We start from the raw sequence: 12,042 nt of genomic DNA, 5'->3' as shown, positions 1-12,042 counted from the left end.
AAAGCTGTTTCTACTTCAAGGAAAGATATAGATATCTGTTCCAACTGCTCCGAAGGAACGAAGGTTTGGCTTTAAATTAAAAGACTTCTTTAGCTACTCTTCGTGTGGCTTCACTAACACCCATCGTGTAAAAATGTAAACAAGGCACATTCGCTTTCACTAACTCCTTCGATTGTTTAATGCACCATTGTATACCAATTTCCTTAGCTTCTTTGTCATCTTTCGCTTTGTCAATAGCGTCGTAAAGCTCTTCCGGTAAATCGATATGGAATATTTTTGGTAATGCGCTTAACTGCTTCTTGCCTGTAAGAATTTTCAAACCAGGAATAATGGGCACATTAATCCCGTTTTTCCTGCACAATTCAACAAACTCAAAATATTTTTTATTATCGAAAAACATTTGGGTCACAATATACTCAGCACCTGCATCAACTTTCATTTTCAAAAATTTCAAATCACTGTTGATGTTGGGAGCTTCCATATGCTTTTCAGGATAGCCGGCAACGCCAATGCAGAAATTGGTGGGGGCCATGTCTTTAACATCATCTTCAAGATATAGACCCTTATTCATATTGGAAATATGATTCACCAAATCCAGCGCGTAGGCATGACCATCTGGTTCAGGGTTAAAACTGCTTTCGGTTTTTATGGAGTCGCCACGAAGTGCCAAAACATTGTCAATACCCAAAAATTGTAAATCAATTAATGCATTTTCGGTTTCCTCCTTACTGAATCCGCCACAAATGATATGAGGTACTGCATCAATTTTGTATTTGTTCATGATGGCCGCACAAATTCCAACGGTACCCGGACGCTTACGGATGCTTACCTTTTCCAGGTATCCGCCATCTCGTTTTTTATATACATATTCTTCACGGTGGTAGGTGACGTCAATAAATGAAGGTTCAAACTCCAGCAAAGGATCAATTCCATCGAAAATCGATTGAATGCTCTTACCTTTTAAAGGAGGCAGAATTTCAATCGAAAACAAGGTTCGTTTGGCATCTTTCAGGTGGTCAATTACTTTCATGGGAGTGATTTGGACCGCAAATATAGGTTTGTCCCGACGAAAAAGAAAAGCTAATCTCGAGGTAATGCCCTAAGGGATGCCTTATTTGTTTACTTTTGCGGCTGTATGGAAATGAAGAAAATCCGAAATTTCTGCATCATTGCGCATATCGACCATGGTAAATCGACCCTGGCCGACCGTTTATTGCAGATGACCGGTACACTAAGTGAACGGGAGCTTACCGAACAGACTCTCGATGATATGGACCTTGAACGTGAAAGAGGGATTACCATTAAGAGCCACGCCATTCAAATGGAATATACCTACAAAGGAGAAAAGTATATTCTCAATTTGATCGACACGCCGGGTCACGTTGACTTTTCCTACGAAGTATCACGAGCCATTGCGGCCTGCGAAGGAGCACTTTTGTTAGTGGATGCTGCCCAAGGGGTTCAGGCTCAGACTATTTCCAACATGTATTTGGCCTTGGATCACGATCTTGAAATTATCCCGATTCTTAATAAAATCGATCTTCCGGGGGCAATGCCCGAAGAAGTAAAAGATCAAATTGTTGATTTATTGGGATGCAAACGAGAAGAAATTCTTTCTGCATCCGGAAAAACAGGACTGGGAGTGGATGATGTGTTAAATGCAGTCATTGAACGAATTCCTGCACCAAAGGGTGATCCGAATGCTCCGCTTCAGGCTTTAATTTTCGACTCCGAATTCAATACTTTTCGTGGAATTATCGCATTTATGCGAATCATGAATGGTTCTATTAAAAAGGGCGATAAAGTGAAGTTCTTCAATACCGGCAAAGAATACAATGCCGATGAGATTGGAACACTTAAACTCGACTTAATGCCGAAAAATGAAATCACTTGTGGTGATGTAGGCTATATTATTTCGGGAATTAAGAATGCAAAAGACGTTAAAGTAGGGGATACCATTACGCATAAAGAGCGACCATGTGCTGAAGATATCAAAGGATTTGAAGATGTAAAACCAATGGTGTTCGCCGGAATTTATCCTGTAGATACGGATGAGTTTGACGAGCTTCGCGATGCGATGGAAAAGCTCCAGCTGAATGATGCTTCTCTGGTTTTTGAACCGGAATCATCGGCTGCATTAGGATTTGGCTTTCGTTGTGGATTTCTGGGCTTGCTGCATATGGAAATCATACAGGAGCGTCTCGAGCGTGAATTTAACATGACGGTTATTACCACGGTTCCAAACGTATCCTACAAAGCATATGATAAAAAAGGAACATTGATCGAAGTCCATAACCCTTCTCAATTACCGGATCCGAGTAAATTAGAAAAGGTAGAAGAACCATATATTAAAGCACAAATCATTACAAAATCGGAATACCTGGGTAATATCATGTCGCTTTGTATTGGTAAAAGAGGCGTTCTTATCAATCAGAACTTCCTTACTACCGACCGTGTGGAGCTTTCATTTGAGCTTCCGCTTGGAGAGGTGGTATTTGATTTTTATGATAAACTGAAAACGTTATCCAGAGGTTATGCCTCCTTCGATTATTTTCCGATTGGATATAAAGAATCCGACCTGGTTAAACTCGATATTTTATTAAATGCCGAACAGGTAGATGCACTTTCCGCACTCATTCACCGCGATCATGCTTTTGAGTTAGGTAAAAAAATGTGCGAAAAACTGAAAGAATTAATCCCGCGCCAGCAATTCGAAATTCCTATTCAGGCTGCAATTGGTGCAAAAATTATCGCGCGGGAAACCATCAAGGCATTACGTAAAGATGTAACCGCTAAATGTTATGGTGGAGATATTTCGCGTAAACGAAAACTGCTCGAAAAGCAAAAAGAAGGGAAAAAACGTATGCGTCAGGTAGGTCGTGTTGAGGTTCCTCAGCAAGCCTTTCTTGCGGTACTTAAACTGGATTAATGAGGTATCATTTTCTGGTTTTGCTGTTTCTTTTCTTCACCCTGTCGGGTGATGCTCAGCCGAAGGATAATTCACATTCGTTAAGGCTGTATGGACAAGCCGATTTTGCTCATGGCTCATTTTATCCGCAATTGGGGATTCAATATCAGTTGAGCAGAAATTCATTTTTACATGGGGCAGTTTCCTATGGAACAACAGGAGAAATTCATAAAAAGAATACCTGGTGGCAAAATTCCGACGGAAGTTATTCACCGGAAGAAGAGTTGACCTGGTACATGGATGATTCTTCTGCATCCGCGCCTTTATTTTTTAATGGCATGAGGGAAAATCTTGATTTGTCGTTCCAGGCATTTACATTTTATGCCCAATATCAGGTGTTATTGATTGGCTATATCAAGGATAAAAACAAATACCTGAGTTTTATTTCCGGAGGACTCTCCTGGTCTGAAGTAAAACAATCCGGAAAAGTAGACTACCTCGATTTATCCAATACCACACTTACCAGTATTGACGCCTCCGCCAGGTTTCATTCCTTTTCTCCGGATATTGAACTTACTTTATTGTATGAACACAAGTCCGGATTTGGAATTAGAGCGGGGGCCAGAATGACTTTCGGTTTCCCACTGAATGATTTTTTTAAACTGGTATACGGTACGACTAACTGTAATCTATATTCCGGACTCAACTGGAATGCCTTTGCCGGTATCAGCTTTAAATTCTGATTTAGTATTTGGGCAATTCGATATCGTCCATTACAATAATAGCATCCGGGAAAATGACTTTTATCTGCTCCAGATAAGCTGACGCATCTAATTTGGTTCTGAAATCTCCAATGCGCAATCTGAAATTAGGTGCAAGAAAATCGATGTATGCGGGTTGCTCAGAATGGGCCGACAGGTATTGGGCTCTAAGTTGGTTAACCTTGTTTTTGTCCTTATCCAGGTAGGCCTGAATACGGTAACCTTTCATGGTAACATTCACTTTTCCATTCTGAGGAGTGCCAACGAATTCAGTTAAGCCATCAATGCGATTGTCCTTTTGAACGGTAACTTTCCCTTGCTTACCAGTACTTGGAAGCTGGAACGAAGCATTGCCGGGTTTCACAATGCTGTCTTTAGTAGTTTGACCAACAGGCTTATAGAGCTTCCAGTCATTGTCTTCTTCCTGTGCCAGGAGATTAGAAAAGCTAAAAACCAAAAGGATAAGTGCGATTACTTTTTGCATGAACCAAAGGTAGCAATTGCCTTGCCAAAAGCCAGAATTTTCAATTTTTTGAGCTAAACCGAATATTATTGGCAAAATAACAACACTTAAGCGGTCAAATAATACCTAATCGTTTGATAGTAAATTGTATAATATTAAGGCTTATTTAGAATTATTATAAATTATTAACTTCTCTGACAATTTTATGACAATTTTGGAGTCTCATTGCTTTTCTCTGATAAATTTGCCCTCGGTTAAGAGTTCTCCAACCAAAGTCGACCACATTCTATGAACATTTCTTACCAAGCAAAAACCAATAGACTCGCCGGAATCGCGGCCCTTTTAGTCTTATTCTTCAATTTTAGTTTTACCCAGGTTGCAACTGCAGCTGCTGATGGTGAAGCCTTGTTTAAAGGCGCCTGTGGCGCATGTCACCATCCTCAGGATCGCGTTGTAGGTCCTGCGCTTAAAGGTGCACGCGACCGTTGGAAGAAAAACTCCAGTGAAGAGAATTTCTATAAATGGATCAAAAACTCCGGAGAAGTAATCGCTTCAGGCGATGCGTATGCGAACAAAATCTACAAGGATTTTAACAAAAGCGCAATGCCTCCACAGGCAGTTACCAACGAAGAAATCGATGCTATTTTCGAATACATTGAAGCATGGACTCCACCGGTTGCAACTGCTGCTGCAGGACCAGCTGAAGGGACTGAGAAAAAAGAAGAAGGTGGATCTTACATGTGGGTGATTATCCTCGGTGTAATTTTCGCTATTATCGCTTTCTCGGCCGGATCAGTTCGTCGTCAGTTAGTAAATGCTAACCGCGAAAAAGCTGGAAAACCTGAGCTTCCTGATGCTACTTATTGGCAAACCTGGAAAGCATGGGCTTGGAGAAATAAAGTAGTGGTTTCTGTTTTTGTGTTGTTCTTTGTTTTCGGTGGACTAGCCGATGGTTGGTACCGCTTGAAAGAGGTTGGTGTTTTCGAAAACTACAAACCTGAGCAGCCAATTGCATTCTCGCATAAAGTGCACGCAGGCGACAATAAAATCGCTTGTCAATATTGCCACTCTTCTGTAGAAAAATCAAAACATGCAATGATTCCTTCTGCCATGGTTTGTATGAACTGTCACAAGGCGATCAAAAAAGGAACCAATACCGGTACCGAAGAAATTGCAAAAATCTATAAAGCTGTTGGTTTCGATCCTGAAACAATGAGTTATACAGGAAAAACAGAACCCATTAAATGGATCAAAGTTCATAACCTTCCCGATCACGTATTCTTCTCTCACCAACAACATATTGTTGCAGGTAAATTAGAGTGTAAGCAATGTCACGGATTAATGGAAAACGAAACCGTTGCTCGCGTAATGCCAATCAATGAGTTGAATGCTATCGAAGGAAACATCAAAATCGAGGGCCGTCCTACTTTAACAATGGGTTGGTGTATCGATTGCCACAAGCAGGCAGAAGTGAAAATGGAAGGTAGCGGTTATTACGATGAAATGAAAAAACGTCTCATGAATGATAAGGAGCTTTACAAAAAGCACCTCGAAGATGAGAAAATCACTGTTGAAGAAATGGGTGGTTGGGAATGTGCAAAATGTCACTACTAAAAAAACCTTTTGGCGAACGCTATGAGTACAAATAAGCAATACTGGAAAGGAATTGAAGAACTCGAAAACTCTCCCGAGTTTCTGAAAAACCGCGACAACGAATTTGCAGAAGAGCTTCCTATCGATGCCTTTTTGGGCGATGATAAATTGAAGGAATCTTCTACAAGTCGTCGTGATTTCTTAAAATTCCTCGGATTCTCCGTAACTGCAGCAACGCTTGCAGCTTGTGAAGCACCGGTAATTAAGTCTATCCCATATGTGGCAAAACCAGAAGAAATTACTCCTGGTGTTGCTACTTGGTATGCTTCTACATATTACGATGGTAACGATTTCGCCAATATTTTGGTGAAAACCCGTGAAGGTCGACCAATCTTTATCAAAGCGAACCGTAAGCATGGTATCACCCGTGGTGCTGCTAATGCTCGTGTAACTGCTTCAGTATTGTCCTTGTACGATTCGGCACGTTTAACCGGACCGATGATGGACGGTGCTGCTTCTGACTGGGCAACCGTAGATAAGGCGATCTCTGAAAAACTTCAAAGCATTGCAAAAGCAGGTGGTGAAATCAGAATCCTTACCGGAACTGTAATTTCTCCTTCCACACAAACCATTATTGGCGATTTAATTTCAAGTCTTAATGGTCAAAAAGCAAGCCCTGCTACTCTGGCTGCACTTGCTGGAACGCCATCAGATTCAACGGCAACTCCGGTTGTTATGCCTGTGGTTGCTCCTGTTCCTGCTGCTGAAGGTGCAGAACCTGCAATGGAAGCTACTCCTGTTGGTCATATCAGACACATTCAATACGATGCAATTTCCTATTCGGCAATTCGTCAGGCTAATAAGGACTCATTTGGAATGCCAATTATTCCGGACTACGATTTTTCTAAAGCGAAAGCAATCGTTAGTATTTCGGCCGACTTCCTTACCAACTGGTTGTTGCATAACGAATATGTTGCACAATATGCAAGTAATCGTCGCCCAGAAGGTGAATGGATGTCGCGTCACTTCCAGTTCGAAACGGTTCTTTCAGTAACAGGATCTTCTGCTGATGTTCGTGTTCCCATCAAACCATCAGAAGAGGGTAAAGTTGCTGCAGCATTGTATCAGCATATTACCGGAAGTAAAATTTCCGATGTTTCTGTAGAGTTATTGGATAAAACAAAAGCTGCCGCAGATGAATTGAAGAAAAATGCAGGCGCTTCATTGGTAGTTGCCGGTTCAAACGATGTAAACGTTCAGGTGATCGTTAACGCGATTAACGAAAAACTGGGCAATTATGCTTCTACAATCAATTTAAATAATCCTGTAAATCTTTTTGCTGCTAACGATGCTCTGGTAGAAGAGTTAGTGAAAGAGGTTACCGGAAATAAAATCAAAGCAATACTGATTGATGGCGCTGTTAATCCAGTTTATTCCCTCAAGGATGGTGTTGCATTTGGTGAGGCTCTTTCGAAAATGGAACTTTCTGTTTCATTCTCTCAGCTAGCAGATGAAACCGCATCAAAATGTAAATTCATTTGTCCTGATCACCATTATCTCGAATCATGGAATGATCTGAATCCGAAAGCGAATCACTACGCCATTGCACAGCCTGCAATTCGTCCTTTGTACGAAACCCGTAACATGCAGGAAAGTATGTTGGTGTTTGGCGGACTTGCAACTCGTGGTTCCAAGGATAGCGACACATATTACAAAGTGATTCGCAAAAACTGGGAACTCTACGGATTCCCAACACAAACCGAAATCGCAAGTTTCGAAGACTACTGGAACTGGAATGTGCATAATGGTTCCGGAAACATGAGCACCAAATCTCCTGCTCAAGTTGCATTCGTAGGTGATGTGAATAAAGCAGGATCAGAAATCAAAAAAATAAACGGTGGCGAATTTGAAGTTGTGTTTTATCAAAACGCAGGAATGGGTAATGGCGCACATGCTGCTAACCCATGGCTTCAGGAAATGCCGGATCCAATTACTAAAATTACCTGGGATAACTACATCACCATGTCACCAGCTGATATGGAAGGTAAATACAATACCCACATTGGTCAGGAATGGCCAGCTGACCTCGCTACTGTAAAAGTAGAGGGACTCGGCGAAATTACGCTTCCGGTATTCCCGCAGCCAGGTCAGGCAAGAGGTACTGTAGGTATTGCTATTGGATATGGACGTGGAGCTAATGGAGAAAACATTGGTAAAGCAGCGTTCCAATATGAGCAATACGGCGAACCGACAATGAAAGATGGAAAACATGTTTCAGTTGGTAAAAATGTATATCCATTCGTTGCATTGGCAGGTAATCATTACTCCTACCGTGCATACGCTGCTTCTGTAAGCGGAACAGGTGAGAAGTATTATCTGGCATCTACCCAAACCCACCAAACGGTTATGGGCCGCGAATCGGTAGTAAAAGAAACTACTTTCGGTGTTTACAAAACAGGAAATAAAGATCTTTTCAATAAGCCAAAAACAATTGTTTACCATGAAGATGGAAAACAAGTTGACAAACCTGTTGGTGAATTGAACATGTGGAAAGAACATCCGGTTGAGCATATCGGTCACCGTTGGGGAATGTCTATCGACCTCAATACTTGTATCGGTTGCGGAAACTGTGTTGTTGCTTGTAACGCAGAAAACAATATTCCTGTAGTAGGTAAAGATGAAGTACGTCGTGGTCGCGAAATGCACTGGATGCGTATCGACCGCTACTACTCTTCAGATATGACTAAAGAGAGAGCGAAAGAAGAAGGTGTTGGATCAATCAGCATGTACAGCCAAATGGAAAATCCTTCGGATAATCCACAAGTGGTATTCATGCCGATGATGTGTCATCACTGTAACCACGCTCCTTGCGAAACGGTTTGTCCGGTAGCTGCTACAACCCATAGCAATGAAGGATTAAACCAAATGGCATACAACCGTTGTATCGGTACTCGTTATTGCGCAAATAACTGTCCGTACAAAGTGCGTCGCTTTAACTGGTTCAATTACCCAACGTATAAGAAATTTACTGGATTCAACCCTGCACAAAGTGATATGGGACGTCTGGTACTTAATCCTGACGTAGTAGTTCGTACACGCGGTGTTATGGAAAAATGCTCCATGTGCGTTCAACGTATTCAGGCAGGTAAACTTGAAGCGAAAAAAGAAGGTCGCAAATTGGTTGATGGAGATGCAACTACTGCTTGTGCAGAAGCATGTCCTACACACGCTATCACCTTTGGTGACTGGAACGATACCGACTCTGAAATTCGTAAAGTAACGGATGCAGATCGCTCTTACCAGGCATTAGAAGAAGTTGGTGTAAAACCAAATATCTGGTATCAGGTTAAAGTTCGCAACATCGAAGGAAAACCTGTTGCAGAAGCAAAAGAAGAACATCATTCAGAAGAACACAGTCACTAATTGCATAAAAACGCCAAGGAATGCAAAAAGAAGCAGCAATAAGGCAACCGCTCATTCTAGGAGACAAGACCTACCACGACATCACGGAGGATATTTGTCGCCCGATTGAAAGCAAGGCACCGAAAGCCTGGTATGTACTCCTCTCTATCGCCGGAGTAGTAGCACTTTGGGGAGTAGGATGTATCCTCTACCTCCTGGGGACAGGAATCGGGGTATGGGGATTGAACAAGACCGTAGGTTGGGCTTGGGATATCACCAACTTCGTATGGTGGGTAGGTATCGGACACGCAGGTACTCTAATTTCTGCTGTGTTATTATTGTTCCGCCAACGCTGGAGAATGGCGATTAACCGTTCTGCTGAAGCAATGACCATCTTTGCGGTAATCATGGCGGCTACCTTCCCGGGTATCCACATGGGACGTATCTGGGTTGCTTACTGGGTATTGCCATTACCGAACCAATTTGGATCACTTTGGGTGAACTTTAACTCACCACTTCTTTGGGACGTATTTGCAATCTCAACCTATTTCACGGTATCCTTAGTGTTCTGGTATATTGGTTTAATTCCTGACTTTGCAACAATTCGTGATAGAATGACAAAACCATTGGCAAAGAAAGTATATGGAATTCTGGCTTTTGGTTGGACAGGAAATGCAAAAGCCTGGAACCGTTTTGAAATAGTTTCGTTGGTTCTTGCCGGTCTTGCTACACCACTGGTGTTTTCGGTACACTCCATCGTATCTACCGACTTTGCTACCTCGGTAATTCCGGGTTGGCACACTACCATCTTCCCTCCGTACTTCGTATCAGGTGCGGTATTTTCAGGATTCGCAATGGTGTTAACACTTCTCTTGATCATGAGAAAAGTAATGCACCTCGAAAACTATATTACTAATAAGCATGTGGAATACATGAACATTGTAATCATTGTTACAGGTTCCATTGTAGGGGTTGCTTATTTAACGGAGTTATTCGTATCCTGGTATTCGGGAGTAGAATACGAAAGCTATGCATTCATCAACCGTTTCTCTGGTCCATATGCTTGGGCATACTGGAGTATGATGACTTGCAATGTAATTTCTCCACAGCTTTTCTGGTTCAAGAAATTACGCACCAATCTTACCTTCACCTTTGTGATGTCGATTATCGTAAACATCGGTATGTGGTTTGAGCGCTTTGTAATTATCGTTACATCACTTCACCGCGATTATATTCCATCTTCCTGGAGTATGTTCTATCCAACCTTTGTTGATATAGGCGTATTCATCGGAACAATCGGAATCTTCTTTGTATTCTTCCTTCTCTTTGCGAGATTCTTCCCTGTACTCGCTTTGAATGAGGTAAAATCAATCCTGAAAGTATCAGGAGAGAAGTATAAGAAAATGGACCACCATCACTAAATAAGAACAGAAAACGAGATGGCAGAGAAAGTAATATTTGCAATGTACGACGATGACACCGTTCTATTAGAAGGTGCAAAAAAACTCGTCGCAAAAGGAGTTCACGTGAATGACGTTTATTCTCCTTTCCCAATTCACGGAATTGATCCTGTGATCGGAGTTCAGCACACCCGCTTAGGAATTGCTGCATTCTTATATGGATTAACAGGAACACTTCTGGCTATTGTTGGGATTCGTTATTTCATGATTGTTGACTGGCCATTGAACATCGGTGGTAAGCCAAGTTTTTCCTTAATGGAAAACCTTCCGGCCTTTATTCCGATTACGTTTGAGTTCACTGTTTTTTGTGCAGCTCATGGTATGGCAATTACTTATTTGTTGCGTAACAAAACACTTCCTGGAATGCCAGCCCGTAACCCGGATCCGCGTACCACAGACGATAAGTTTGTAATGGAACTGCACGCTTCAGAAAACAGCAAATACTCGGTTGAAGAACTTCAAAGCATGTTGAAAGAAACCGGAATTATTGAATTAGAAGTAAGAGAATCTTAATGCGTATGAATCGCTATACCAATACCATCAAGTTTGGGTTATCCCTGATTGTACTCGGCTTGGTTTCCTGCTCAAAGGATCCCAATAGTCCAGGTTATGAATACATGCCAGACATGTATCGTTCCCCTTCAGTTGAAGCCTATGTAGATTACCCTGATTTTGGTAATCCGGACGTTCAGTCAGCCCGCGTTCCTGCTAAAGGAACCATTCCATATTCTGAGAATGAAAGCAAAGCTGTATTTAATTTCCCTTATCCATTTGCACCTGCCAATGCAGACCAGGAAGCTGAGATGTATGAAAAATCAGTGGTGGTAAAGAATCCGGTTATCATTAACATGGAAAACAAGGATGTAATTCTTGCGGAAGGTCAAAAAATCTATGAGCAGTTTTGTATTCATTGCCATGGTGAAAAAGGAGACGGTCAGGGTACCATCGTACAAAACGGAAAAATCAGTGGTGTTCCCGATTATAAATCGGCCAACCTGATGGCTCTACCTGAAGGGAAAATGTTCCACACCATTTCTTATGGAAAAGGAATCATGGGATCTCATGCAGGTCAAATCAATAAAGAAGAACGCTGGAAAGTTATTCACTACATCAAGTCGCTGCAAAACGACGGTAACTATCCGGTAGAAAATGCTGCTGTTGTAGCAGATAGTACAAAAACCAACCAATAATCATCTAAGCAACCGATACAATGGAATTTACAATTTCTAACCGGGCAAAGAATTTCTCCTTCGCGTTGATCGGAGTTGGTCTCGTAGGAACTATTGCAGGTTTCTTCATGGATCATTCCGAACATCATCAGCAATTCTGGGCCAACCTTCTGGTGAATGGATTCTTTTTCTTTGCAATTGCAATCGCTGCATTATTTATGCTGGCACTGCAATATGCAACAGAATCAGCATGGGGTGTAGTAACTAAGAGGGTATATGAGGCAGT

Annotated in this window: 10 protein-coding genes; 8 read left to right on the top strand and 2 right to left on the bottom strand. The window is 41.8% G+C overall.

Annotation, left to right across the window (positions count from 1 at the left end; translation table 11 throughout):
• Positions 1-76: 76 nt before the first annotated feature.
• Positions 77-1,030, bottom strand: a complete 954-nt coding sequence (gene metF, locus K1X56_13425) for a methylenetetrahydrofolate reductase [NAD(P)H] (protein ID MBX7095716.1) — start codon at positions 1,028-1,030, stop codon at positions 77-79.
• A 111-nt stretch (positions 1,031-1,141) separates the two neighbouring features.
• Between metF and lepA the strand changes: the two genes are divergently transcribed.
• Together lepA and K1X56_13415 are read left to right on the top strand one after the other, a co-directional pair.
• Positions 1,142-2,929 carry a translation elongation factor 4 gene (gene lepA, locus K1X56_13420; protein MBX7095715.1) on the top strand — a complete coding sequence of 596 codons (1,788 nt, stop codon included), beginning with the start codon at positions 1,142-1,144 and terminating at the stop codon, positions 2,927-2,929.
• Positions 2,929-3,651, top strand: a complete 723-nt coding sequence (locus K1X56_13415; GenBank protein ID MBX7095714.1) for a hypothetical protein — start codon at positions 2,929-2,931, stop codon at positions 3,649-3,651. Before lepA ends, K1X56_13415 begins: the two co-directional genes overlap by 1 nt.
• A 1-nt stretch (position 3,652) precedes the next feature.
• Here K1X56_13415 and K1X56_13410 read toward each other — a convergent pair whose 3' ends face one another.
• Positions 3,653-4,153: an SPOR domain-containing protein gene (locus K1X56_13410; protein MBX7095713.1), complete on the bottom strand. Its 501-nt coding sequence runs from the start codon at positions 4,151-4,153 to the stop codon at positions 3,653-3,655.
• A gap of 267 nt (positions 4,154-4,420) precedes the next feature.
• Here K1X56_13410 and K1X56_13405 point away from each other — a divergent pair, with 267 nt between their 5' ends.
• The 6 genes from K1X56_13405 to K1X56_13380 all read left to right on the top strand — a co-directional run.
• Positions 4,421-5,746, top strand: a complete 1,326-nt coding sequence (locus K1X56_13405; protein MBX7095712.1) for a c-type cytochrome — start codon at positions 4,421-4,423, stop codon at positions 5,744-5,746.
• A 21-nt stretch (positions 5,747-5,767) separates the two neighbouring features.
• The gene (locus K1X56_13400) at positions 5,768-9,148 is read left to right on the top strand and encodes a TAT-variant-translocated molybdopterin oxidoreductase (GenBank protein MBX7095711.1); all 3,381 of its coding nucleotides are present in this window, start codon (positions 5,768-5,770) and stop codon (positions 9,146-9,148) included.
• Positions 9,149-9,168: 20 nt separating this feature from the next.
• Complete coding sequence (nrfD, locus tag K1X56_13395) at positions 9,169-10,548, top strand: polysulfide reductase NrfD (GenBank protein MBX7095710.1); 1,380 nt, start codon at positions 9,169-9,171, stop codon at positions 10,546-10,548.
• Positions 10,549-10,566: 18 nt separating this feature from the next.
• Complete coding sequence (locus K1X56_13390; protein MBX7095709.1) at positions 10,567-11,100, top strand: DUF3341 domain-containing protein; 534 nt, start codon at positions 10,567-10,569, stop codon at positions 11,098-11,100.
• 5 nt (positions 11,101-11,105) lie between these two features.
• Entirely contained in the window at positions 11,106-11,777 is a 672-nt protein-coding gene (locus K1X56_13385) for a cytochrome c (GenBank protein MBX7095708.1), read from the top strand.
• Between the two features lie 20 nt (positions 11,778-11,797).
• A partial coding sequence (locus tag K1X56_13380) for a hypothetical protein (protein ID MBX7095707.1) occupies positions 11,798-12,042 on the top strand: 245 nt, incomplete at its 3' end.

It is taken from the genome of Flavobacteriales bacterium (assembly GCA_019694795.1).
Lineage (GTDB): Bacteria > Bacteroidota > Bacteroidia > Flavobacteriales_D > UBA2798 > UBA2798.
This window is presented reverse-complemented; position numbering and strand designations above follow the sequence as displayed.